The following is a 25,783-nucleotide window of genomic DNA, read 5'->3' on the forward strand; positions in this document are numbered from 1 at the left end:
ACCGTTGCTGCTTAGCTGGCCCAGGCTGTTGTAGGTACGCAGCACGTTGAGCGGCAAACCGTCGAACAGCATCCCTTCGTCGGCGCTTTGCAGGACCAGGTTGCCAGTGGCGGTGTTGACGTAGCTGCGCTGGCCGGCTTGGCCGAGCGAAGGCGAACCGCCTTGCGCGGTACCTAGCTGTGTCAACGACGTATTGCCCAGGCCCAGACCGTTGCCCGTGATCACTGCGACCATTGTGGTGCTCCCAGGAGAAAAACCACGACCGCCACCGCGGCGATCGTTTTGCGGGAGTACTAATCTGGGATTTGATGAAAAAGTTTAGGGCAAAATGCCATGACTTATGGCATAGATGCGTTTTTGTCCCAATAGGGACATGCCATTAAATTAATGACAAACAAAGCCATCGCCATTGCTTTGGTCGAGCTCATAACTTCAGATAAATTCGTCGCTTATACACGGCAAACGCAATAAGCCACCACAGAACTACGAAGGCGATGGCCCATGCAAGCGATGCGATGCAAGCGGCAGCCAAGAGCGTGATCCAACTAGCGAATAGATGTTTATAGAGCGGCTCCTTACCAACCGAGTGCAGGCAGCATGCCCTGCATCAGTTCAGAGCCAGCATAGGCGGCGATGTGTTCACTGACTGCTCTTGGCTGTGCTAGCAGGAACCAGCGAAATACTGTCGATGGCATACAAAGGTCCATCGGTCGGTGCCGTGAATATCAGGCAAAGCGTGTGCTCACCATGCTGCGCAGTCAGTGCAGCGTTGAGTGCGAAACGCCTTGCACTGGATGCAGGATTCGGCAGCGGCGCCTTCGCCAACACCGGGCCATCGCAGCGATCCTGATGCACGACGAACTCGCCATATGGCGTGCTATGCGGCCGTGACACCACCAGTTTGATGTCGTGCGCAAGCGCGTAGTTGCGCTCCAGGCGCACTGCTTCGAGATGAATCGAGCGGATGCCATCGAGCGGTGCCGCCGGATACTGCTGGCAAGTATCGAAGACATTGACGGCATACACCGGCGTCATGCTGGTGGCATCTGGCATGGGTTGCACATGCAGGCGGAAATCGCTGCCCGCGCAGTTACTGAGTTCCATGCCCATCTTCGTCAGTAGATGAGTGCGATCGATCACTCGGGTACGCGTACCGGCAAGTACGCTGCCATCGCTTCCATAAGTTGCTGCCTTGATGGTCGAAGGCCATGTGACGTTGAAGGGCTTGATGTAGAGCGGTGCTTGTCGGTCTGGCGCACTGCCGTCCGTGGTGTAGTGGATCTCCCCATAACCAGCTTGATTAGAAAGCGTTACTTCCGCTTTGCCGCTCTTCAATGCAGCGTTGGTGTCAAACTGGATGACAGGCGCAAACGCACTATCCGCGACATCGACGTTTTGCATGGCGTAGCGTTGAAACTGTGCCGACAGGCGCGCGAGAAAATCTTTCCAGTCGAGCGAAGATGTGGGCGACCACACGATTTCGCTGAATGCATCCAGGCGTGGGAAAGCTGCGCGCTGGACGTGTCGCATACTCGGCATGTGCTCGGTCCACGCGTTTGCCTGGGCACCCAACACGTGCGCTGCTTGTGCGGCGTTCAACACGGAGGGCACGGGGTTGAAGCGATAGACGTTTTCCAGGCTGCGCACCGGATCGCGGCCAGCCGTTTCGTCGGGCAAATTGCTTTGCAAGCTATCGAGGTATAAATCGGGCGCGGGCGACATCACCACGTCGTGACCCAGCTTCGCTGCCTTGATCGCACCGTCGGTGCCGCGCCAGGACATCACCGTGGCGTCGGCCGGCACGCCGCCGTCGAGGATTTCATCCCAGCCGATCAGGCGACGACCATGCGCCGCAAGATAGCTGCCGATGCGGCCGATAAACCAACCTTGCAGCGCATCTTCATCTTTCAAATGCAGCGCGTGGAGCTTTGCCTGGATGGCGGGCGAAGCCTTCCATTGATCCTTGATGGCCTCGTCGCCGCCAACGTGGATGTAATGCGACGGGAACAGCGCCATTACTTCATCGAGTACGTTGTCGATGAACTGGAAAGTCGCATCGTCAACGTTATAGAGATAGGGATTCACGCCCCAATCGACCGATACCGGCGGACGCTTGCCGGTTACGCCGATCTGAGGATAGGAAGCGACGGCGGCCTGCGCGTGGCCGGGCATGTCGATTTCCGGCACCACCGTGATATGGCGCGCAGCGGCATACGCCACGACGTCACGAATCTGATCCTGCGTGTAGAAGCCGCCATAGCGTTGCGGCTCACCATCGTGTCCCGCGTCCGGCGGTGTGCGCCAAGCGCCGATGCGCGTGAGTTCCGGATAACGCTTGATCTCGATGCGCCAACCCTGATCGTCGGTAAGATGCCAATGCAGCACGTTGAGCTTGTGCTGGGCCATCTGATCCAACAGCTTCTTCACATCCTCGGCTGATTGGAAGTGGCGGGCGGAATCCAGCATTACGCCACGCCAGGCGAAGCGCGGTGAATCGCTGATGTGCAGGGCCGGGATATTCACTTCGCCATGCTTCGAATTCGGCGTCAGTAGTTGGAACAGTGTAACTGCGCCGTAGAAGAGGCCAGCGTCATCGCTTGCTTCGATGCGAATACCTTGCGGAGTGACGTCGATCGTGTAGCTCTCGGCGTGCGAAGCGGCACTTTTAGAATTGTGCTGGAAGACGATGCCACGGTTTTCGCCCGTCGTTTCCACCACATTGAGATGCAGTCCGCGCGTGTGCTCGACCAAATCGGCGAGATACTGTGCTGAGCTGCGCGCTGCCGCATCGTTTGCAGGGATGAGGATGGGCGTACCGTCGTCTACCTTGAACGAACCGCTGTTCTGTTGAAGCTCCTCGGGCCGGGGTATGAGCGACACGGGAGCAGCCTGAGCCAGGCAACAGATGGTTAAGCAAAGAAGCAGAACGGCAGTTCGCATACGTTTTCCTACTGATCTATTAAGGCTTCTATTTCCAGAAACATCGGCGCCCATTCTGGTTCGGCAATGCGCATCCGTTCTTTGCCGTCATTCCCGCGAAAGCGGGAATCCATCTTCGCTTTTGCATCAGAGGGAAGTGGATTCCCGCTTTCGCGGGAATGACGGCCTTAAGAGTTGAGCATACCGAACGCGAATGTGGATACCCACGCCTTATGCAAATTAGTCATGCGGCAAGCTCACTGCATACAGATACCACGCATCATGTGGCAGCCATTGCTCGGTCCAGCGCCAGTCATCGTCACGACCGGTCTGCGCATAGCCCAGGTTGAAGGCAATACCGTCTTCGTCATCGAGCCCTGCTGTGATGCCGTTGGTGATGGCACCCGGCGCACTGGTGTACTCGTAGGAATGAAAGAACATATATGGCGCGTTGCGCTGGCCGCTGCCCATCAGCATGCTGGTGTTGTATGGGTTGCGACCAAGGATCCAGTGCAACTGGCTCCAGGCGTAATTTTCAAGCTTGGCATGAAATGCTGGATCGTCGGAGAACAGCGGCGCAGCCATGCGCGCAGCTGCGGCTAACGAAGCGATGCGCGCATTTTCACCCTGCCACCAGGGTGCTGCTTCCGTGTCATGCGGAAAGAAGAAAGCAGTGCGCACCGTGCCGTTGCCCATGCGTACGAGTTGTCGCGCATAGCCGAACGGGTTGTTGACTTGATCGGTGGCCTGCAATTCGTAGCTCAGTGAACGACGCACGGCATCACGCACTTCCTGCTGCCGTGATGGCGCGGCGATCAGGTCGTATTCCAGCAAGGCCACGACTGGCAGACCGGCATCGGAGGGATGGAAGAACGGACGCGTATCTGCATCGGCGCGCCAGTAATCCCTTTGCCCGTCGTGTGTGATCAGGCGCGCCATCAAACTCTGCGCACGATGGTCGGCCGCTTGGCGCCAGGCTTCGTCATGCGTGGCGCGGTATAGCTCAGTTGCTGCAAGCAGCGCGCAGTAGTCGTCGATGATGTTTTCTACGCCGTCGTTCAGCAGCTCTTTGTTGTGTGCGTCCAGAAAGCGATATGCCGTCTCGGCAGCGTGCAAATAATCTTGGCGAGTGAAATCGCCATCGATGTTCATGCTGCTGGCAAGCGCCAGTGCGGCGATCGCCATGCCGCCGCCCGCACGAAAGCTGGACTCGTAAGCATGCGGTCCATGTGGAGGTTGCTCTACTTGCGATCCCACATCGCTCGCACTGCGCTTGATCTGCGTGCGCCAATTGGGATCGCCGATACGGCGATCTTGCGCCAGCTTGTCCTTACCCGGTGCGTCAATCGATTCGTAGAAGGAACCGTCGGGCCGCTTGTCGCGCACCAGGAAATCCGCGCCGAACAAACCCTCATCGAGCAAGCGACGCAGGTACTGCCGAAAATTGGGGTCGTGCCGTGCGTCGAGTTGCTGGTAGCTGCGCAGCAGACTCCATACCACTAGCGGCACCTGTTGCGTGTTGAAGTAGGACGTGAGGTTCTGGTGCGACAGATGGATGCCGTAGTCTCCGGTGGCGTCATACCAACCACCGTGAATATCCAACGTGCCCGGCCGGCCATCCGGGTACGGTAGATGGCGATCCGCCTTGTCCATCTCGCCGCTGGCGCGTTGGCCTTTGAAGTAATAGATGACGTTGGAGAGCGTGTTGCGCTCCAGTACGTCGTCTTGCACCTGGAATTCGTCGGAGCGTACACAGGTGCCGTGATCCTTCAACTCAAGGACATAGCGACCTGGTGTTTTTACCGATGAGAAATCGGCTCGCCAATACTGCTGACTGCCCCATTTGCTCACGGGGCCTGTATCTTGCAGCGTGCCCGAATACACGGGCTTGCCGCTACTGGCGTCGATCACCTGGAAATCGCGCAGCGATTGCCCGGTGTCGGCCGAAACGATTGCCTGCTTGGCGGCTTGTCGCTCGTAGCCGACCTGGTCAACCAGGATGGTTGGCGCCGCTGCCCATCCCTGCAATACATAGAAACCCAGGCACGCGACAACCCATTGCGCGACAGACTTCATCCGCCAACTCCTAGTGTGGCATCTCGCAACACCTATACAACGGTGTTGCGAGCAGTCTTTGCCATCGACTTCCCCAAAAAAATGGACCTGGCAAACCTTCGCCAGGTCCTTGGCGGGGAAGAAGAAAGGTGGTGCGTTACATCAGAGCTTGAAGTGTGCTTCGAGCATGAATTCCCGACCGCTCGCGTACTCGTTGAGGAGTTCCGCACTGGTCTGCCCGAGGTACTGCCTATACGTTGAGTTCAGAAGATTCAGCATGTCAAACGACACGGAGAAGTGCTTGTTGAAGGCATACGCCGCAGAAGCATCCAGCTCCTTGTAGCTGGCGGTATAAGAGTCCGGCGCACCGGCCACATAGCCACCGGCCAGATACTTGCTGCGGTAGTTGTAGGAGAGGCTTGCGCTGTACGGGCCAAGCTCAAAATACGGCGCCAACGTATATGAGTTCCTGGAGTTGTAAGGCAGGTCGCCACCCGAGGCAGTGCGTGCATTGGAGTACGTGTAGTTGGCACGGACGCCAAAGCCGCTATCGCCAAATGCCTGTTGATAGGTGATCGCGCCGCCCCTGACCTTCGCCCGGCCGCCATTGATGGGAGCCGACACACTGTATGTACACATGCCCGACGTGGTGCACGACCCGTTGTTGACCAACATCTGACCGATCGGCCCCGGATAGAACGTGCCCCACGAGCCGTTCTCGCGCTGTTCGAACGACGACGCGTTGACGACGTAGTTCAGCACGTTCTTGTAGAAGGCGGATACCGCAACGAGCGAGTGCGGATTGAAGTACCACTCGGCGGAGAGATCCGCATTGAGCGAACGGTAAGGCTTCAGATTCGGATTGCCGCCGGTGGCGGTGAGCGTGGTGTCGTTGGCTTCGAAGTAGGGCGCCAACTGATTGTAGGGTGCGTAGGCAATGGTTTCCGACGCTGCGCCGCGCAGGATGATATCTGGCGTCAGGTTGTACGCGATATTGAATGCGGGCAACCAGTTGTTATGCGTGGAGGTCTGGCCGACGTAGCCGGTCCCCGGCCCGAAATTGCAATCCCACGAAACATTGCCGTCTGCACCCGGCGTCAGGCAACTGCTCGGAATGTAATAGCCATACGAGGTGACCTTGGTCCGCACCCAGCGCACACCGATATTGCCGTGCAAATTATCGTTACCGAAATTCACCTGACCATAGACGGCAGTGTTCTGCTGCTGCACGTTGAAGGTGTTGTCCCAGTAATCCACCGGGTCGTTCGCCACGAGCGGGCCGTTGTTGAGCACAGCGTTGTAGATGCAGGTGTAGCCACAGGTCTGAACGTGCTGGACCGAGCTACCCGTCAAGCCGATCGATGAGGCACCCTGCAGGTTGGTAAGACCGCCATAGCCAATCTGGTTCAGCGTCATATTGGGCACGCCGCGGTAGATCAACAGACTCTGGCTTTCCCAGTGCGAGGCATAACGGGCACCCACTTGCAGCTCGTTGAAGAAGCCGTCGAAATCCTTGCTGAAATCAAGTTGACCGTATTCGTCGCGCGCCTTGTACAGCTTGTAGCCGATGTTGCCGCCAAAGTCGTTATCGGCCCAGTAGTTTGGATTGTTGGCCGTGGAAGCATCCGTATACGTAAAGCCGTTCGGTATGCTCCAGTTGAAGCCGCCACCGTAGAACAGTTCCTTGAAGGCCTGGCTGATGTGATTTTCGGACGTGCTTACGCCAACCTGTCCACCGAGACGCCAGCCATCCCCATAGTAGTTCGCACGCAGGTCGATACCCTTGGTGCGGATGAATGAATGACGCGCATCGTTGTCCTGGAAGCTCTCGGCGGTACTCGTGCAACTGGTCGCCTGATAGCACGGTGTACCCACCTGAGTACCGGACGTGACAATGCCATTGGGGCCGGCCGTCAGATGCGAGATGCCCGCGAAGTTGAAGCCGGCAATCGGGTACAGCGAGGTATTGAGGTTGTTCAGGCTGTCATTCATGTACATCAAGCTGAGCGTGCTGTCGAAATGCTCGTTCGGCTTGTACTGCAGATTGACCAGGATGCTGTTGCGCTTCTCGATCTGCTGGAAGTTGGCGGAGTTGATTTCCGTCGGCATCTGATCGGAGCCCTTGAGCTGACCAGACGCGACCTCAGCCGCAATGGCGGGATTCACCGCAGCAATGGCCGACACCGGCGTGTAGCTGAAAATTTCCTGGCCCTGGCGCGAGGTGTCCTGCTCATAGTGCTGCGCGGAGACATCGACGCCGAAGGTCTTGGCATCGTTGTGCCAGCTATAGAACACCGAACCGTTCGGACGGTTCTTGTCGGTCATGTCGTTGTAGTTCGTGCCGAACGAACCGCTAAGCGTGTTGGCCGGCACATCGAGCGGCTGCACCGTGTGCATGAACACCGAGCCACCAAGACTGCCTTCCGGCAGACGCGCTTCGGGGCTTTTGTAAACTTCCAGCTTGCCCAGGATTTCCGCCGGCAGCAGCGAATAGTTGAAGCCGCGGTTCGGGCTGTCGCCATACAACCACAGAGCTTGCGCGACCGGGTGTCCGTCGAGGTAAGACAGGTTCAAGCTCGGATCGATGCCATCAATGCTCACGCGCTGGGTCGCGGCAAGAGAATGGTCGAGCGTGACGCCGGGCACTTCCTCCAGCGCTTCAGCCACGTTGGTGGCGGGGAACTTGCCGATGTCTGTTGCGGTAATCGCATCGACGATGGCGTCGGCATTGCGCTTGGTATCCATCGATGCCTGCAAGCTGGCGCGGATACCGGTGACGGTAACGGTCGCCAGCTGTTTGACATTAGCCTTCCTGGCTTGCTCTGCTGATTGCTGCTCAGTCGTCTGCGACGTCTGCGTAGTGGTTTGTTGACTCGTATCCTGTGCATGTAACGCACCGGACAGACAACATAGGCCGGCGATAATGCTCGCGGCAAGCAGGGTCTTGCGCTGTGACATGACTTCCTCCCCTCAGAGGCGTTTTTTCAGCACGGAAAATGTTCGCGGCATGTCCGTACTGCGTGGCGTTATGGGCTTGCGCCCGGTTCGTTTCTAAACTTCCTCTACCCTTTACATCGCTGCAGCACGCGCATCAGTGCGCGTGCTGACCATCTAGATACAAGCCAGCGGCGCCGATGACGCCGAGCTGGCCGTGCTCCATCAGTCGTACAGGTACCTGTTGCAGAAAAGGGCGCATCACGCCCTTGTTGAAAAAGCGCTCGGCAAACGTGCTCGACAACAGCAGATCGCGGATCTGCGGCAGAATGCCGCCGGCCAGATACACACCGCCGCGCGCGCCATACAGCAGCACGAGATCGCCAACAAAGCTGCCGAGCAATCCGCAGAACACATTCAAGGCTTCGATCGCCGCTGCATCGGTGCGCTCCACCGCGCTGCGCGTTACATCGGCCGGCAACTGCAGATTTGGCTTTGCACCACGCAAATCGCAGATTGCGTTGTACAGATTGAGCAAGCCCGGGCCGGACAGCGCATGCTCGTAAGACACGTAAGCGCGCTCGCGTGCAAGCCAGCGCAGAATGTCGATTTCCAGTTCGTTGCCAGGCGCAAGCGACACTTGTCCTGCTTCCGTCGCCAATACGGTGGCATGCGGCTTACCAGGTAGCAGCACAGCCGAACCGAGACCCGTGCCCGGTCCCATCACCAACACCGGACCTGGCGCTTGCGGCGCACTGGTTTCGATCACCGCCACGGTGTCGGCCTGGGTCATGAACTGGGTGGCGTAGGCGACCGCTTCGAAATCGTTGATCACCGCCAGGCTGGATATGCCCAAGCTCTCGCGGATGTCGCGAATGGAGACCGGCCACGGCAAGTTGTCATTGACGATCGAATCGCCCAGCACGTAACCGGCGCTGGCCACGGCACAACTTTCCACGTGTGTGCCGGCGTTGAGCTGGCCGACGAAATCTTTCAGAACAGCAGTGAGGCTGGGCCATTCGGCGCAGGCATAGCGGCGATATTCCAGCACCGTGACGGGGCGGCGACCATCCGGACGCGGACTGACCAGCCCGATGCGCGCATGCGTACCGCCTACATCGGCTGCCAGAAATGCCAGCTCCGGCGATGGTGCCGATTGCGCCTTGCCATGTACGACAGCCTGAGCCACGCCCCCTCCCTCACATTTTTTGTCGTGCCCGCCCTACCGAAGTTGCCGGCTTACCCGTCTAGGCACGTCTTGATGTCGGAGTCTGGTCAGGAATGACAACGCTGTCAACAGGTCGCAACACATGCCGTACATCGACTTGTGCCGCACCGCGAAACGGCTGTCTGCATGGTTACAGATGAAATTTTTTAATTCTTTGACAAGCAATGCTTTTTTGACCAATGATCTAGGTCGAATGGCCTAGATTTCGTGCTGCTGCGATGCATCACGCATGAAGGCCAGAGAGGAGCAAATGACGCACGTTGTCGGCGTCGCGGAAAGCCTCCGATTGACAACGTTGTGCCTTGAGGACAATAAAGGTCGGTACGGTGATGTCGGTTGCCGACATCGGGTTCAGCCACGGGGAAATTGCTACATGTCGTCCACCACATACACTGCCGACGCACGCACGTCGACCTTGCTGCCGATGATGATCATCGGCGTGCTGTTCTTCATCATGGGATTTTTCACCTGGCTCAACGGGCCACTGATCTCGTTCGTCAAGGTGGCTTTTACGCTGGACGACATCAACGCTTTCTTGGTGCCTTTTGCGTTCTACGTGTCCTACTTCGTACTCGCGTTGCCCGCGGGTGCAGTACTCAAGCGCACGGGTATGAAAAAGGGCATGGCGCTGGGCCTTTTCATCATGGCGATTGGCGCGGCGTTGTTCGGAGAATTCGTGCGCATTCGCATCTATCCGGGTGCACTGACGGGCTTGTTCCTGATCGGCGCAGGTCTGTCGTTGCTGCAGACGGCGTCCAATCCCTACATCAGCATTCTTGGTCCGATCGACAGCGCCGCACAGCGTATTGCACTGATGGGCATCTGCAACAAGGTGGCCGGTGCATTGGCGCCGCTGGCATTCGGTGCGCTGGTGATGACGGGCATCGATACGTTTCTGGGCCAGGTGACCAACATGGCCGAAGGCCCGGCACGCGAAGGCCTGCTCAATGAATTTGCCGCGCGTGTGTTCTGGCCGTACATGAGCTTGGCCGGATTGCTGGTGGTGCTGGCGATCTGGATCCTGCTTTCCTCGCTACCGGAAATCAAACCGTCCGGTGCCAACAGCGAACGCTCGATCGGACACAGCAAGGGCGGCATTTTCAGCTTTCCTCATTTGTGGCTGGGCGTGCTTTGTCTGTTCCTCTACGTTGGCGTGGAAGTGATGGCGGGCGACGCCATCAACACCTACGGCCAGGGCTTTGGTCTGCCGCTGCAAGTGACCTCGCACTTCACCACTTACACCATGGCGGCCATGCTGGCCGGCTACCTCTTCGGCTCCGTACTGACTCCGCGCGTCATCTCGCAGCAGAGCTATCTGGCTGTATCCGCGGTGCTCGGCGTGGTGTTCGCTATCGGCGCCTACGTCACGCACGGCTACGTATCGGTAGCCTTCGTCGCCGCACTGGGCTTTGCCAACGCCATGATGTGGCCGGCCATCTTCCCACTGGCGATTAAAGGCTTGGGCAGCCATACCGAGCTGGGCTCTGCGGTGCTGATCATGGGCATCGTAGGCGGGGCACTGCTGCCGCAGGCTTTCGTACACCTGAAGCAGCACATCGATTTCCAGCTCGCCTTCGTGATTGTCATCGTGCCGTGCTATCTCTACATCCTGTACTACGGGATGCGTGGCCATAACGTGGGCACGCACGCCGGCTAAGGCAGCTTCGTGAAGTCAGGCATCGCACGCTTCATCTCCATTACACCCCGACATCGGGCGGGTCATTGGGCTACGATGCCCACCCGATACCCGGGAGGATCTCTCGTTGCACAGTCCCACCATCAAGGACGTAGCCAAGCACGCCGGCGTTTCGTTGAAGACGGTTTCCCGCGTCATCAACCACGAGGCGGCGGTACGGCCCGAAACCCGCGAAAAGGTGGAACGGGCGATCGAGCAGCTCGGCTATCGTCCGGACCCTTCCGCGCGCAGCCTGCGCAGCAGTTCCCATGCGTATGCGATCGGCCTGGTTTACGACAATCCGAACGCGCACTACGTGATCGACATGCAGAACGGCGTGCTGTCGGCCTGTCGCGAACGTGGCTTCGGCCTGCAGATCTACCCGTGCGATTCCACTGCGCCAGGCTTGGCGGAAGAACTGGTTTCGCTGGTGCAGCGCGCACGCTTGGCGGGTTTGATTCTGGCGCCGCCGATGTCGGAACAATCGGCGCTGCTCGCCACACTGAAAGCGCACGACGTGGATTTCGTGCGCATCATCGCTGCCCGCGAGGATCCCAAGGACGGGATGCCCTGCGTGTACGTGGACGACCACGACGCGGCCTATGCGATCACCGAGCATTTGATCCAGCTCGGGCATACACGTATCGGCTTCCTGTGGGGCGAGCCGCATCACCGCTCCAGCCCGGAGCGTTACCAAGGCTATGCGGACGCGTTGAAGGATTACGGTATTCCACTCAACCGCAAGCTGATTCTTCCCGGCCGTTACGCGTTCGACGATGGTTTTCGCGGTGCGCGCAAGCTGCTTGCCTTGAAGGAACCGCCCACCGCAATCTTCGGTTGCAACGACGAGATTGCCGCAGGTGTGCTGGCCGCAGCACGTTCCGCGGGTTTGGATGTGCCGTGGGATCTTTCCATCGCGGGGTTCGAGGACAGTCCGTTCTCCAAGCAGGCATGGCCAGCATTGACCACCGCGCGGCAATCGACCAGCGAAATTGGCAGGCATGCAGCGCTGCATCTGATCAGCGGCTTGCAGCAGGATGCCGATCTGCCCAACGAAGGCTTTATGCCGGAACTGGTGGTGCGTGGATCGACGGCGCCGCCGCGGCAGACCTGACGATTACACACTCGACGAGAGTGCCCCCTCTCCCCTTCGGGGAGAGGGCTGGGGTGAGGGGCCGCACTAGCCAAGTTCTCACCTCATTCTCGAAAAACTTTTTTATCCATCTCCGACGCCATTGCCTGCAATACGGCGAGGTTCGCCCCTCACCCCAACCCTCTCCCCCATCCTTAATCAAAGATGGGGGAGAGGGAGCAGCGTATCCCGCGTCTTGTCTTTTCCGGAGCCTCCATGAAATCCGCTCGTGACACCCTGATGTACAACGAGGCGCAGGAAAGCGCCGCTGCTGTCGAACGACAGCTTGCGCAAAACGCATCGATCCTGAAAGCGCTCGGTGAACGCCTGCGCGCCAATCCGCCGCGCTTCATCGTGACGTGTGCACGTGGCAGTTCCGATCATGCCGCGGCGTATGCGAAGTATGTGTTCGAAACGCGACTCGGCTTGGTGACTGCATCGGCGTCGCCATCCATTTCCTCCATCTACGATGCGAACTTGAAGCTGGATGGCGCATTGTTCGTGGCGATTTCGCAATCTGGCAAAAGCCCCGATCTGTTGCGCAGCGCGGAAGCCGCAAAACAAGCCGGCGCCTACGTGCTCGCCTTGGTAAACGTGGAGGATTCACCGCTCGCAGCGCTGGCCGACACAGTGATCCCGCTGCGCGCTGGCCCCGAGCAAAGCGTTGCCGCTACCAAGAGCTATCTCGCCACGCTTGCCGCCGTACTGCAGTTGACGGCGCATTGGTCCAACGACGCGGCATTGCACGCCGCCATCGCACGCCTGCCCGACGATTTGCGTCGCGGCTGGGAAGGTGACTGGACCCCGCTGGAACAAGGCTTGGTCAATGTGCACAACCTGTTCGTGGTCGGCCGCGGCTATGGTTTCGGCGCAGCGCTGGAAGCAGCGCTCAAACTCAAGGAAACCTGTGGCCTGCACGCGGAAGCGTTCAGCGCAGCGGAAGTAAAACACGGCCCGATGGCGCTGGTGGGTGAAGGCTTTCCGGTGCTGTTCCTCGCACAGGACGATGGCACGCTGGAAAACACCTTGGCCGTCGCCAATGAATTTCGTTCGCGCGGCGCACGCGTGTGGGTGGCCGCACCCGGTGCACAAGGTGCCGATGCGCTGCCACTGCCCAGCGGCATCGATGCCATCGTGACGCCGCTGCTCGCCGTGCAAAGCTTCTATCGCGCTGCGAGCGCATTGTCGCTTGCACGTGGCTACGACCCGGATGTACCGCCGCATCTGCGCAAGGTCACGGAGACCGTGTGATGCCCCCGAATCCGATCATTGCCCTCGTCAACGGTCGCGTGCTTGGCGATCACGGTCCGCGCGAGGGCTTGGCCGTATTAGTGCGTGGCAAGCGTATCGTCGCCATCGTCGCGCATGACGATGCACGCGTCGCCGAGGCACAGAAGCACGATCTGCATGGTCATCTATTGCTCCCAGGCTTCATCGATGTGCAAGTGAACGGCGGCGGCGGCCTGCTGTTCAACGATTCGCCCACGGTGGAAACGCTGCGTGGCATCGCCGAAGCGCATCGCAAGTACGGCACCACCGGCATGCTGCCCACGCTCATCACCGACACGGCCGAGAAAATGCGCGCCGCGCTGCAAGCGGTGGACGATGCGATCGAGCAACGCATTCCGGGCATTCTCGGCATCCACGTGGAAGGCCCTTTTCTTGCCAATGCACGCAAGGGCATTCACAACGCCGATCTGTTTCGCCTACCCGACGACGACGACATCGAAGCACTGATCGCACCGCATAAAGGTCCGGTGATGCTGACGCTCGCGCCGGACCAGGTGCCGTTACCGGTGATTGCACGTCTCGCCGGCGCAGGTGTTGTCGTCGTTGCCGGACACACCGCTGCCGACTACGCCACCACGCACGCCGCGCTCGATGCAGGCGTGCGCGGCTTCACTCATCTCTATAACGCCATGACACCACTCGCCAGCCGCGATCCAGGCGTGGTGGGCGCAGCGCTGGATGATCCAGATAGCTGGTGCGGCCTGATCGTGGACGGCCATCACGTGCATCCGGCTACCCTGCGCGTGGCGATCGCCGCCAAGCCGCGCGGTAAGTGCGTACTGGTCACTGACGCGATGCCGCCGGTCGGCAGCGATCGTCCGGAATACGTGCTCAACGGCCAGACCATCGTGATGCGCGACGGCATCTGCCAAAGCGAAGCTGGCGTGCTGGCCGGCTCCGGCCTCGACATGGCCGGCGCCGTACGCAATTCCGTGCAGATGCTCGGGCTGCCGTTGGCGGAGGCATCGCGGATGGCCAGTAGCTATCCCGCAGCGTGGATCGGGCTGGATCGCACGCATGGGCGCATCGCTGCAGGCTATCAGGCGGATTTTGCCGTAATGGATGATGCGCTGGTGGTGCGTGAGACGTGGATGGGTGGAGTGGCTTATCCAGCCGCCGCATAGACTGAAATCGTAGGTTGGGTTAGTGCAGCGTAACCCAACATGTTCCATGCGGTATTGTTGGGTTACGCTGCGCTAACCCAACCTACGGGTTGTCGGTTCATCCAAACGGCTTGAACGCGAGAACATCTTCATGCATCACATCGACCACGCCACTCAACACGCTGTACAGCGCTTTCTCGCGCTGATCGCGCCTCGCTATGCGATGGAGGGCGCGATCCTCTATGGCAGCCGCGCACGTGGTACCCACCAGCCTGATAGCGATGCCGACGTGGCGATCTTGCTTCGTGGAGAGCATCAACGCTTCGTGGCCACGAAACTGGCAATGGCCGATACGGCGTTCGATGTCCTACTTGAAACAGGCATCAACATCTCGCCGTTGCCTGTCTGGTTAGACGAATGGGAGCATCCTGAGGATTTCTCCAACCCCGAGCTGCTTCGGAATATCGCCAAAGAAGGTGTTCGTTTGTGAGCCGTGCCCTGGCACCGACAAGCTTGATGACCAAAGCGAACAGGGCTTGCGAGTCGGCCCGCCTGTTATGTGAAGCAGGAGACGCAGAGGGCGCCTGTAATCGCGCTTACTATGCGATGTTCGATGCGGCTCGCGCCGCCTTACTGGCCTCGGGCGCACCCGTGCGCTCAGATATCGGTAAAACGCACGGAGGGCTGATATCCGCCTTCAGCGAGCATCTCGTCAAGACTAGCCGGGTATCCAAAGACATAGGGCGACTATTAAAGCGCGCGGAGGAAATTCGCTTGGTAGCGGATTACACCGGGGATCTGATCGAGCTAACTGACGCTATTGAACTGGTCGATCAAGCCGAAATCTTCGTTCGCGAAATGCGCAAGATTTTCGTGGAAAAACAATCCAACGAAGCTCAGCGCAAATAGACGCCGTCTACATGTACAGGATGTTAGGGTTTGCACCTCAACCTACAAAGCATTCCGACGGTCTCATAGAGGCTGTGCACACGACAAGCTTGCTACTGGTACACGCGCAACCGGTTGAAGACCCATCCGTAATACGATTTGACCAGGCTCTTGTCTGCACAATCCGCATACATACCGTTGCACCGCTCCCGCAACGATGTCAGGGCCGAAAAATACGAATCCATCGGCAATCCAGCAGCCTTCAGCACCATTCCCGGCAGATGCGCGATATCAAGCATGGGATAGGTCGGCAAGGCCGCGCCGGGAACATTGCTCTTGATCATGTAGTAGGTGAGGTAGTCCTGATACGGCACCAGTGCAGGCGGCAGCTTGCGCGGCAACGTGCGCATCAGATCATCGAAGGAAGGCTGATGGTCGCCGAAGTGCACCAGCACAGTGGGTTGCTCGCGATCGAGGAAATCGTGTTCCAGGCCTTTCATCGCCACGTCCGAATCATGCAGGCGCTGCAGGTAGGTATCGAAGTTCAACGCGGTGGCCGGCGGCAGCCCCTGCAGCAGGTTCTGGAACTGCTTGGGCAAGGTCGACATCGGATCGTTGTGCGGACCATGCTGATTGATGGTGAGGACCATCAGGAAGATCGGCTGACCCGGCTTCTTCAGCTTGTCGTAGACGCGCTTGGCGGCGTCGAACATCTGAGCATCCGTTTCATCCCAGTCGTCCAGGCCAAGCTCGCCGGCGCCGAAGAAATGATCGATGCCGTAGGCTTTGTAAGCATCGCGGCCGTTGAGGAATTCGCCGTGCGTGGGATACACCGCCACGGTCGTATAGCCCAATTTTTTCAGCTGCAGCGGTAGCGAATTGCGCACATGCGGCGCCAGTACATACGGTGCGTACATGCCGCCGGGGCCGAAGATATCCTGCGGCATGCCGGTAAGTGCGGCGAACTCGCTCACCCAAGTGCCGCCGCCGAAAGTATGCACGCGCATCACGCCTGTGCCGCGTGTGCGTTCGTCCGGCTTGAACATCGCCAGCTGGCATTCGGGCACCGTGCAATGCTCAAACGGAGCCGGATCGAAGGTGCTTTCTTCCAGCACCTGCACGATGTCGGGATAGTGGCTGGGATCGACGTTTGAAGGCAGTTCGGTGGCGGTTGCCTGCCAGTCACGCGCGGCTGTCGCGTCATCCGAAGCCGCAGGCACGTGCACGCTGGAATCGCGCAGATTCACGAAGAAATTGGTGAGATCCGCATCGTCGGACATCTTCTCCCATGCACCGCGCGCATGCACTTGCTCGAACGGTCCGGCAGGAAGCAGGCAGATCCAGAACACCAGCGCGCATAACGCAATGCCTCCGATACGCAGCAAGGTTCGCGGCAGCTTGCGCCAGTGCAAAAACAGCTGCCGGTCGCAATACCACGCCAGCCACAACACGATGGGCACAGCGATGCCTACGCAAAGGCCCACGCTGTAGATGTCCGGATAGCGCCGCAGCGTTTCGAACAGACTAGAGCGCACGTAATACACAAAATCCGCCGGCATCAGCGGCGATTCCAGGTATTGCTCCTTCAGCACCGTGATGGCGCGCAGCAGCAGGAACAAGCCGCTGCTGAACACCAGCGCGAAGGCCATGCGCGTGAACACGAACAACGCAATGCCGAACACGCTCAGCATCAGCGTGAGCACAAACAGGCGCTGCTCCAGCAAGGGCTCCTGCCATGCGGTGAACCACACGCAGATGGCAAAGAACGCCAAGGCGCAGACCGCAGTCACGCGGCTTCGCTGGGCGCGAAACAGAATCAACGGCATGGGTGGCTTTCCCCTTATGGTCGCGCCGGTGGGGACGGCGCGTTGTCCTGGTTGTCAAAATACCGTCATTTTAGGTGGCTTTCGGTACCGGAGCATGTGCCTGGCCAGGCGCGGGCTGTCACCCATATCTGCTAGGTTCATGCATTTACCGTTGCCGAACCTCCCCATGGCCCACCGCTCCTACCTGCCCGCCCTCGCCGCCGCCCTGTTTCTTGCCGGCTGCGCAAGCCAACCGCATCCGGCGGAACAGCCTCGCACCCAGCCACTGCCGGACGGCCTGCGTGCCGACGTGGCCGTGCTGGAAACCACCGACCTGCATTCCAACATCCTCAGCTACGACTACTACAAGCAGAAAGCCGACCCGACGCTGGGCTTCGAGCGCACCGTCACCCTGATCCGCAAGGCGCGCGAGCAATTCACCAACAGCCTGCTGTTCGATGCCGGCGACACCATCCAGGGCAGCGTGCTGGCCGATTATCAGGCCCAGGTACACAAGGTGGATTGCAGCGAAGAGCTGGCGATCTACAAGGCGATGGATGCCGTGGGCTATGACGGCGGCACACTCGGCAACCACGAATTCAACTACGGCTTGCCCTTTCTCTCGCAAGTAACCGGCACGCCGATGAACGTGGACGGTGGCGCCGCACAACGCTGCGCCGGTCCGCACTATCCGCTGGTGCTGGCAAACGTGTACAGCACGCGCGACGGCAAACCGATCGTCCAGCCGTGGACGGTCGTGACGCGCCAGATGGCTGCGTTCACGCCCGATGGCAGCAAGATCAGTGTGCCGCTGAAGATCGCCATCATCGGCTTCACACCACCACCGATCATGCAGTGGGACAAGCAACATCTCGAAGGCAAGGTCACCGTCACCGGCGTGGTGGAAGCGGCGCAGAAATATCTGCCGGAGATCCAGGCCCAGCATCCGGATCTGGTCATCGCGATTCTGCACGGTGGCATGAACACATCGCCGTATACCCCGGATATGGAAAATGGCGGCTGGCACCTCGCTGGCGTGCCCGGCATCGACGTGCTGCTGATGGGCCACGAGCACACGGATTTCCCCGGCCCGCGTTTCGAGCACATGCAGGACGTGGATGACGAACACGGTTTTGTGCGCGGCGTGCCGGCGGTGATGGGCGGCTTCTTCGGCAAGGATCTCGGCGTGATCCGGCTTGCGCTGGTGCGCCAGCAAAATCATTGGGCGATCGACAAGAACAAAACCTTCAGCCAGGTGTGGCCGATCTGTCCGCCGATGCTGATCAAGGGCAAGCCTACCGTTACGCCTTCGAACTGTGTGCCGGCCGATCCACAGGTTTCGCTGGTGGTGGGCAAAGTGCAGCAATCGGCGATTGATTACGTAAACACGCCGATCGGCCAAAACACCGTGCGCATGAGCAGCTATTTCGCCGACGAGGGTGACATGAGTGCACTCGCGCCAGTGAATGCGGCGCAGATCGATGACGCGAAGCGTGAACTCCTTACCTCACACCCCGAATTGGCGAACACACCGGTGCTTGCGGCAGCTGCCGCGTTCCGCAACGGTTTCGGCGGTTCGGACGATTACACCGATGTGCAAGCAGGCCCGCTCACGTTGCGCAATGCTGCAGACCTTTACTTCTATCCGAACACGTTGTCGGCGGTGAAGATCGACAGCGCAACGCTCAAGGCGTGGCTGGAAAAATCCGCCGAGCGCTTCAATCGCATCGATCCGAATGCAGACGGCGAGCAGCAGCTGATCAACGCGAAATATCCGGGCTTCAATTTCGATCAGATCCAAGGCGGCATCAGCTATCTCATCGATGTTTCCAAGCCGGTTGGACAGCGCATCGAAAAGCTGCGCTATCAGGGCAAGCCGGTGCAACCATCACAGACGTTCGTGGTAGTGACGAACAACTATCGCGCCAGCGGCGGCGGACGTTTTCCAGGATTGGATGGCAGCAACATCGTGCTGGCTTCGCCAGATGGTACGCGTGAGATTCTTGCGGACTGGCTGAAGGCGCATCCGACGCTTAGCGCCGATGATTTGCCGCGTGCCTCTTGGCATTTTGCACGGCTGAAGACGCGCGGGGCAGTGGTGTTTACGTCCGCGAGCGACAAGCAGGCCGTGGCGGAAGCGGATGGATTGCGCGATGTTCGCCAGCTTCGTGACAACGGCGATGGGACGGCCGTTTACGCAATCGATCTCTCGCATTAGTCGCTTTACTCCCTCTCCCATCCTTAATCAAAGATGGGGGGAGAGGGGACTACATCGCGTGGGGCGATGACACAGTTTCTCCTGAAACTTTTCCCACTTGACCTCATGCAATAGTTTCATTAGGCAACAGTTGACAGCCGCTGCAGCGCACAACTATTGTCGAGCCCATGTCGCACGCATCCACGCCAGCACGCATCGAATTCGCACCGGTCATTACCGGTCGTATTGGCGCTGCAGCGACAACAATTATCGCCACGATTATTACCTCCACTACCGGAACCGGAACGACTGGGTCTGGGGTGGTGTCTGTGCGCGAATAGTCTTCACACGCAAACGGTCCCGCCCTCGACGAGGCGGGCCGGCACTCCCGAACCGCCAGCGAGTAAGGGGCCTCTACCGGAGGCCGTCATGGAAAGCTGTGCATCACTCATCGCCGAACATCCCCATCGTCTGCCTCCCCTGCAGGCCGCCGTTTCACGACGACGAACGCTCGCTGTCGGCCTCATCGGTCCGGGCCGGGTCGGCAGTGTGCTGTTGGCGCAATTGCGTGCTGCGCAGGAACGTCTGCTGCGCGAAGCAGGATTGGAATTAAAACTCTGCGGCGTGGCCGCCAGTCGCCGCATGTGGCTGGATTGCGACGATCCGGAACTCAATGCGCAGCATGACGCCCAGACGTGGCGCCCTACCGATCTTGATCAATTCGCCGCGCACGTTCGTGCCGATGGCACGCGCCACGCCATGCTGATCGACTGCAGCGCGAACGATATGGTGGCTTCGCAGTATCCCTACTGGCTCGCCTCCGGTGTGCACGTGGTAACGCCGAACAAACTCGCCAGCAGCGGCCCGCTTTCGCGCTGGCAATCGATTCGCGCAGCAAGCCAGCATGGTGGCCGTTTCCGTTACGAAGCCACGGTCTGCGCCGGCCTTCCGGTGGTGCAGACACTGCGCGATCTCCTCGACACGGGCGATCAACTGCTTTCGGTGGAAGGCATGTTCTCCGGCACGCTCGCCTGGCTGTGCTGCCATTACGATGGCAAACGTCCCTTCTCCGCACTGGTGCGCGAAGCGCATGCGCTGGGTTATACGGAACCCGATCCGCGCGACGATCTTTCCGGGATGGACGTGGCGCGCAAGCTGGTGATCCTCGCGCGCGAAGCCGGCTGGCCGATGTCCTTGCATGATGTGACGGTAGAAAGCCTGGTGCCGCCCGAACTAGCCGAGGTGCCACTGGAGGAATTCATGGCGCGGCTGGACGAAATGGACGCGCCGATGGCTGCGCGCATTGCCGAGGCTCATGCCGGTCAGGGCGTGCTGCGCCATGTCGCCAGCCTCGACCGCAACGGCCGCGCGCAGGTCGGTTTGCAGGTGCTGCCAGGCACTCACCCGTTCGCGCACACGCGGCTTACGGATAACATCGTGCAATTCCGCACACAGCGTTACCGCGATAATCCGCTGCTGGTGCAAGGTCCTGGGGCCGGTCCGGAAGTCACGGCGGCCGGGATTTTTGCCGATCTGCTGCGCATTGCCGAATCGCTGGAGGTGCGCGCATGAACGCTCCTTTTGCCGTGAAACCCGCCATGCCCGTGCAACGTCTGCAAGCTGCCTCCGCTACCGCCTTTGCCAGCGTCGGCAACGTAGGCGTGGGGTTCGACATCCTTGGGCATTGCATCGCCGGTGCAGGCGACCGCGCCGATGTGCGCCGGATCGATGCGCCGGTCGTACGCATTGCGAGCATCGACGGCTGCGTGGAAGTGCTTCCCACCGACGCTGCGCAGAACACGGCAGGCGCCGCACTCATGGCGTTGCGCAAAGCGCTCGGCCTGCAACACGGCTTCGAGATTTCGCTGCACAAAGGCATCGCGCTGGGCTCGGGCATGGGTGGTTCAGCCGCTTCGTGCGTGGCTGCGCTGGTCGCGGCAAACGCGCTGCTGGAACGGCCGCTGTCGCGCGAATCGCTGTATGGCTTTGCGGTAGAAGGTGAAGCGGTTGCCAGCGGCGGACGCCATGGCGATAACGTAGGCCCCATGTTGCTGGGTGGCCTGGTGCTCGCTACGCGTGATCGCCTGGTACGCCTTCCCGTGCCGGCAAGCTGGCACTGTGCACTGGTGCATCCGCACGTGGTGTTGGAAACGCGCAAGGCGCGCGCGGCGCTGGCCGGCGATTACGCGCTTGGCGAATTCGTGGCGCAGTCGGCCAATCTTGCACTGGTGCTGGCGGGTTGTTTCAACGGCGATGCGGAGCTGGTGCGCGAGGGTTTGAACGACGTGTTGGTTGAACCGCGCCGTGCACCGCTGGTACCGAATTTTTCGCGCGTAAAACAGGCGGCGATGGATCACAAGGCGCTGGGTGCCAGCATTTCAGGCGCTGGGCCAAGCGTGTTCGGCTGGTTCGAACATCGCGCTGGAGCCGAAGCTGCCGCCGAAGCCATGCGGCACGCATTTGCAGAAGTTGGGCTGGATAGCGATACCTTCGTTTCGCCGGTCGACGGACCCGCCGCAACGCTTGTTCCTTCGACCGACGCAGGTGCGAACGCATGAGTGCAAGCTTGCATTATCTGAGCACGCGCGGCACCAGCCCGGTTGCCACACTAAGCGAAGCCATCGCTGCGGGTCTTGCCCCAGATGGTGGCCTGTACGTGCCGGATCATCTTCCGAAGCTTAGCGTCGGCGATTTCAAACCGGACGGCAGCCTTGACGAAACGGCCTCGATGCTGCTTGCGCCTTTCTTCGCCGGTGATGCACTGGAAGCCGAATTGCCCGCAATCTGCGCGGAGGCGCTTACGTTTCCAACGCCGTTGCGGGCGCTGCCGCAGCATCCGAAAACGTCAGTGCTCGAACTCTTTCATGGGCCAACAGCGGCGTTCAAAGATGTCGGCGCACGCTTTCTAGCAGCTTGTCTGCGCCGCCTGCGTGGCGATAGCGCCGCACCACTGACCATCCTGGTGGCGACCTCTGGCGACACGGGCGCAGCCGTCGGCGCTGCGTTCCATCATCAACCTGGCGTCGAGGTGGTGATCCTTTATCCGGATGGTCGCGTGTCACCGCGACAAGCGCATCAGCTGGGCTGTTTCGGCGACAACGTGCAGGCACTACGCGTACAAGGTCGTTTTGACGACTGTCAGCGCATGGTGAAAGCCGCGTTGAACGACACGGCCCTGCAAGCCCAATCACCTCTTTCTTCCGCCAACAGCATCAGCCTTGGCCGCCTGCTGCCGCAAATGAGCTACTACGCGCACGCTGCAGTGGCGTGGTGGCATGCGCATCATGAGCCGCTTAACCTGATCGTCCCCACCGGCAACCTCGGCAATGCACTAGCGGCGGCGTGGGTGCGAGCGATGGGTCTGCCGCTTGGAAAAATCCGCCTTGCGTGCAATGCCAACGCCACGTTGCCGGATTTCTTTGCTGGAAGCGACTACGCACCGCGTGAAGCGGTAGCGACGTTAGCCAATGCTATGGATGTGGGTGCTCCCAGCAATTTCGAGCGTCTGCGTTGGACGTTCCCGCAAGCAGATGTGTTGCGCGAGCAACTGCAAGCGCAGAGCGTGGACGATCGAACGATCTCCGACACCATCGCCTTGCACGCACGCGAGCACAGTGAAGTGTTCTGCCCGCACACAGCCACGGCAATCCATGTGTTGGATCAGTTGCGTGCCGCGGGTGATAGCTCACCGTGGGCCGTGGTTGCTACGGCGCATCCCGCGAAGTTCGAGAGTGTGGTTGAGCCGTTGATCGGCAAGTCCGTGGAAGTGCCACCCGCATTGGCAGCCATGTTGCAACGGCCGGCTTCTGCAGAGCCGATGGTGGCTAGAGACGAAGCATTACGCGAATGGCTATTGGAAGAAGCCGCGCGGCACGTAGATGCCGCCCCCTGAAGTCATCCTCACAGCCGTCATTCCCGCGAAAGCGGGAATCCATTTTGCCATGGTGCAAAAAAGCAGAGATGGATTCCCGCTTTCGCGGGAATGACGGCTATGAGGAACTATCGACTAACTGCCAAGCGCCTCACCATTCGTCTCAATCACCTTCGCATAAAACTTCGCCGACGCCTTCGGCGTCCGCTTCAAGCTCGCGTAATCCACGTGATACAAACCGAAGCGTTTGGCAAAACCCAGTGACCATTCCAGGTTGTCCAGCAGCGACCACGCGTAATAGCCCTTGAGATTCACGCCCGCCTCGATGCACTGATGCAGCGCGCGCAGATGTTTACGCAAATAGGCGATACGCAGCGGATCTTCCACCACATTGCCCTCTGCCACCGGCGGATCATAGAAGGCCGCTCCATTCTCGGTGATGTACAGCGGCAGATCGCCATAACGATCCTTGAACCACATCAAGGTGTCCACCAGCCCCTGCTCGTAGACCTCCCAATCGGTTTCGGTGTGCGTGGCGTTCGCCTGGCGCACGCGTGTGGCATGGCAGGGATAGCCGTCATCATCATGCTTCACCACCGAACGGGTGTAATAGTTGATGCCAACGAAATCCACGGGTTGCTTGGTGAGCTGGAAATCCTCGGCCGGGAAATCGGGCCATGCATCGCCGAAAATCTCCTTCAGTTCCGGCGGATAGGAGCCGAGCAAGGCGGGATTGGCGAACTGCTCGTTCATATAAGCGTGCGCACGGCGCGCGGCGGCAACGTCTGCGCGACTCTGCGAAGCCGGATACTTCGGTTCGATATTGAACACCACGCCGATCTGATGACGACCCATCGCGCGATAGACCTGGATGGCCGCACCGCTTGCCCGCATCAGGTTGTGCGCCACGATCGGCGCCTCGTATTTGCTGCGATGCCCCGGCGCAAGCGCGCCATGCAGGTAACCGCCATCGGTGACCACCCACGGTTCGTTGATGGTGGACCAGCGCTTCACCCGATCATCCAGCGCATCGAACATCACCTGCGCATACTCGGCGAACCAATGTGCGACATCGCGGTTCAACCAGCCGCCGCGATCATCGAGCGCAGCGGGCAAGTCCCAATGAAACAGCGTGGCGTTAGGCTCGATGCCGTTCGCAAGCAGTTCGTCGACCAGGCGCGAATAGAAATCCAGGCCTTTCTGATTCACGCGGCCGGTGCCCTCCGGCAACACGCGCGCCCAGGCAATACTGAAGCGGTAGCTCTGCAAACCCAATGCGCGCATCAGTTGCACGTCGTCCTTGTAGCGACGGTAATGATCACAAGCCACATCGCCATGATCACCGTTTGCCATCATGCCGGGCGTGTGCGCGAAGCGCTGCCAGATGCTGGGGCCCGCGCCATCGGCCAACGGCGAACCTTCGATCTGGTAAGCCGAGGTGGCAGCGCCCCACACGAAACCGACCGGGAAGCGATAGCTACGGGTCATGATGCGAAACTCTCCATGCCGCAATGCGGCTTGATGTAACCGATTACGCGGTGAGAATAACCCATTGCTACGGAACGGACTGCATTTCGATGGCGACAGTTAGTCTTGAGCAGGTGCGCAAGGTCTATCCCAACGGCCATGTCGGCGTCGAGGAGGCGAGTTTCACCATCAAGGACGGCGAGCTGCTGGTGCTGGTTGGTCCTTCTGGCTGTGGCAAGACCACTCTGCTCAGGATGATTGCCGGCCTGGAATCGATTTCCTCCGGCACGCTGCGCATCGGTGAGCGTGTGGTCAACGACGTTGCGCCCAAGGATCGGGATATCGCGATGGTGTTCCAGAATTACGCGCTGTATCCACACATGACGGTGGCGGAAAACCTTGGTTTCGGCCTGCATTTGCGCGGCAAACGCAAGGAGGAGATCGACCGCCGCGTGCGCGAAGCTGCGCGCGTGCTCGAACTGGAGCAACGCCTGGATGCAAGGCCGGCTGCGTTGTCCGGTGGCCAACGTCAGCGCGTAGCGCTGGGTCGTGCGCTGGTACGCGAACCGAAGGTGTTTCTGCTCGACGAACCGCTCTCCAATCTGGATGCCAAGCTGCGCCTTACGATGCGCGTGGAGATCGCGCGGCTGCATCGGCAACTCGGCACCACCACCGTCTACGTCACGCACGATCAGGTGGAAGCGATGACGCTCGGGGAGCGCATCGTGGTGCTCGATGGCGGCAGGATTCAGCAGATCGATACGCCGATGAATTTGTATGCGCGGCCCGCCAATCTGTTCGTTGCCGCTTTTTTGGGTTCGCCGGCCATGAATCTGCTGCGTGGGCGGCTGCATCGGGAAAATGGCTGGCAGTTGATGCTGCCGAACGCCACGCTGCCACTCAGCTTGTTCCCCGGCCAAGGCGCGACCCTCGAAACATGGAACGAATGCGAGATCGTGCTGGGTGTGCGCCCGGAAGATCTGCAACCGGCTGCGCCGCACGCTGCGGCGCTGGAAGCGCAGGTGGAGGTCATTGAGCCGGTTGGCAACGAGGTGTTTCTCAATCTGCGCTTCGGCGATCAGCGCATCGTTTCGCGCGTACCGCCGCAGCAGATGCCTGCGCCGAGCAGTTCGCTGCATCTGGGCTTTCATCCGGAGCGTTTGCATTTCTTCGATGCAGAAAGCGGCGCGCGCATTGAGTAACACCATGATGTCGTCAT

General features: G+C 59.9%; 19 protein-coding genes. 12 read left to right on the top strand and 7 right to left on the bottom strand.

The annotated features are described in order from the left end of the window. The 5 genes from QQJ86_RS11135 to glk all read right to left on the bottom strand — a co-directional run. The coding region (locus tag QQJ86_RS11135) for a hypothetical protein (protein WP_284321017.1) at positions 1 to 234 on the bottom strand (234 nt) is incomplete at its 3' end. Between the two features lie 405 nt (positions 235 to 639). Continuing rightward, the gene (locus tag QQJ86_RS11140; RefSeq protein ID WP_345782815.1) at positions 640 to 2,880 is read right to left on the bottom strand and encodes a family 20 glycosylhydrolase; all 2,241 of its coding nucleotides are present in this window, start codon (positions 2,878 to 2,880) and stop codon (positions 640 to 642) included. 279 nt (positions 2,881 to 3,159) lie between these two features. Then, a complete protein-coding gene (locus tag QQJ86_RS11145) occupies positions 3,160 to 4,995 on the bottom strand; it encodes a glycoside hydrolase family 9 protein (protein WP_284321019.1) in 1,836 nt (611 codons plus the stop codon). 141 nt (positions 4,996 to 5,136) lie between these two features. Beyond that, positions 5,137 to 7,932: a TonB-dependent receptor gene (locus QQJ86_RS11150; RefSeq protein WP_284321020.1), complete on the bottom strand. Its 2,796-nt coding sequence runs from the start codon at positions 7,930 to 7,932 to the stop codon at positions 5,137 to 5,139. Positions 7,933 to 8,065: 133 nt separating this feature from the next. Further along, entirely contained in the window at positions 8,066 to 9,097 is a 1,032-nt protein-coding gene (gene glk / locus QQJ86_RS11155) for a glucokinase (protein WP_284321021.1), read from the bottom strand. Positions 9,098 to 9,509: 412 nt separating this feature from the next. On the opposite strand from glk, the gene QQJ86_RS11160 reads away from it, so the two are divergent. The 6 genes from QQJ86_RS11160 (at position 9,510) to QQJ86_RS11185 (ending at position 15,245) form a co-directional block, all read left to right on the top strand. Next, positions 9,510 to 10,793, top strand: a complete 1,284-nt coding sequence (locus QQJ86_RS11160; protein ID WP_284321022.1) for a sugar MFS transporter — start codon at positions 9,510 to 9,512, stop codon at positions 10,791 to 10,793. A 106-nt stretch (positions 10,794 to 10,899) separates the two neighbouring features. Further along, positions 10,900 to 11,925 carry a LacI family DNA-binding transcriptional regulator gene (locus QQJ86_RS11165; RefSeq protein ID WP_284321023.1) on the top strand — a complete coding sequence of 342 codons (1,026 nt, stop codon included), beginning with the start codon at positions 10,900 to 10,902 and terminating at the stop codon, positions 11,923 to 11,925. Between the two features lie 234 nt (positions 11,926 to 12,159). Next, a complete protein-coding gene (locus QQJ86_RS11170; RefSeq protein ID WP_284321024.1) occupies positions 12,160 to 13,194 on the top strand; it encodes an SIS domain-containing protein in 1,035 nt (344 codons plus the stop codon). After that, the gene (gene nagA, locus QQJ86_RS11175; protein WP_284321025.1) at positions 13,194 to 14,357 is read left to right on the top strand and encodes an N-acetylglucosamine-6-phosphate deacetylase; all 1,164 of its coding nucleotides are present in this window, start codon (positions 13,194 to 13,196) and stop codon (positions 14,355 to 14,357) included. Before QQJ86_RS11170 ends, nagA begins: the two co-directional genes overlap by 1 nt. A gap of 130 nt (positions 14,358 to 14,487) precedes the next feature. After that, positions 14,488 to 14,826, top strand: a complete 339-nt coding sequence (locus QQJ86_RS11180; protein WP_284321026.1) for a nucleotidyltransferase domain-containing protein — start codon at positions 14,488 to 14,490, stop codon at positions 14,824 to 14,826. Further along, positions 14,823 to 15,245 (top strand): HEPN domain-containing protein, encoded by a 423-nt coding sequence (locus tag QQJ86_RS11185; RefSeq protein ID WP_284321027.1) that lies wholly within the window; start codon positions 14,823 to 14,825, stop codon positions 15,243 to 15,245. The genes QQJ86_RS11180 and QQJ86_RS11185 overlap by 4 nt, the downstream gene beginning before the upstream one ends. Positions 15,246 to 15,337: 92 nt before the next feature. On the opposite strand, the gene QQJ86_RS11190 is transcribed toward QQJ86_RS11185, so the two are convergent. Next, positions 15,338 to 17,050 carry an LTA synthase family protein gene (locus tag QQJ86_RS11190; protein ID WP_284321028.1) on the bottom strand — a complete coding sequence of 571 codons (1,713 nt, stop codon included), beginning with the start codon at positions 17,048 to 17,050 and terminating at the stop codon, positions 15,338 to 15,340. A 166-nt stretch (positions 17,051 to 17,216) separates the two neighbouring features. Here QQJ86_RS11190 and QQJ86_RS11195 point away from each other — a divergent pair, with 166 nt between their 5' ends. From QQJ86_RS11195 to thrC, 5 genes are all read left to right on the top strand, one after another. Next, the gene (locus QQJ86_RS11195; RefSeq protein ID WP_284321029.1) at positions 17,217 to 19,247 is read left to right on the top strand and encodes a bifunctional 2',3'-cyclic-nucleotide 2'-phosphodiesterase/3'-nucleotidase; all 2,031 of its coding nucleotides are present in this window, start codon (positions 17,217 to 17,219) and stop codon (positions 19,245 to 19,247) included. A gap of 167 nt (positions 19,248 to 19,414) precedes the next feature. Further along, the gene (locus tag QQJ86_RS11200) at positions 19,415 to 19,567 is read left to right on the top strand and encodes a hypothetical protein (protein ID WP_284321030.1); all 153 of its coding nucleotides are present in this window, start codon (positions 19,415 to 19,417) and stop codon (positions 19,565 to 19,567) included. Between the two features lie 88 nt (positions 19,568 to 19,655). After that, positions 19,656 to 20,798, top strand: a complete 1,143-nt coding sequence (locus QQJ86_RS11205) for a homoserine dehydrogenase family protein (RefSeq protein WP_284321031.1) — start codon at positions 19,656 to 19,658, stop codon at positions 20,796 to 20,798. Further along, a complete protein-coding gene (locus tag QQJ86_RS11210) occupies positions 20,795 to 21,784 on the top strand; it encodes a homoserine kinase (protein WP_284321032.1) in 990 nt (329 codons plus the stop codon). The genes QQJ86_RS11205 and QQJ86_RS11210 overlap by 4 nt, the downstream gene beginning before the upstream one ends. Beyond that, positions 21,781 to 23,118, top strand: a complete 1,338-nt coding sequence (gene thrC, locus QQJ86_RS11215) for a threonine synthase (protein ID WP_284321033.1) — start codon at positions 21,781 to 21,783, stop codon at positions 23,116 to 23,118. The genes QQJ86_RS11210 and thrC overlap by 4 nt, the downstream gene beginning before the upstream one ends. 114 nt (positions 23,119 to 23,232) lie before the next feature. On the opposite strand, the gene QQJ86_RS11220 is transcribed toward thrC, so the two are convergent. Further along, positions 23,233 to 24,585: a GH1 family beta-glucosidase gene (locus QQJ86_RS11220; RefSeq protein WP_284321034.1), complete on the bottom strand. Its 1,353-nt coding sequence runs from the start codon at positions 24,583 to 24,585 to the stop codon at positions 23,233 to 23,235. Between the two features lie 89 nt (positions 24,586 to 24,674). On the opposite strand from QQJ86_RS11220, the gene QQJ86_RS11225 reads away from it, so the two are divergent. Next, positions 24,675 to 25,766: an ABC transporter ATP-binding protein gene (locus QQJ86_RS11225; RefSeq protein WP_284321035.1), complete on the top strand. Its 1,092-nt coding sequence runs from the start codon at positions 24,675 to 24,677 to the stop codon at positions 25,764 to 25,766. Positions 25,767 to 25,783: the final 17 nt, after the last annotated feature.

The sequence above is a fragment of the Dyella acidisoli genome, assembly GCF_030160295.1.
GTDB classification, from domain to species: Bacteria; Pseudomonadota; Gammaproteobacteria; order Xanthomonadales; family Rhodanobacteraceae; genus Dyella_B; species Dyella_B acidisoli.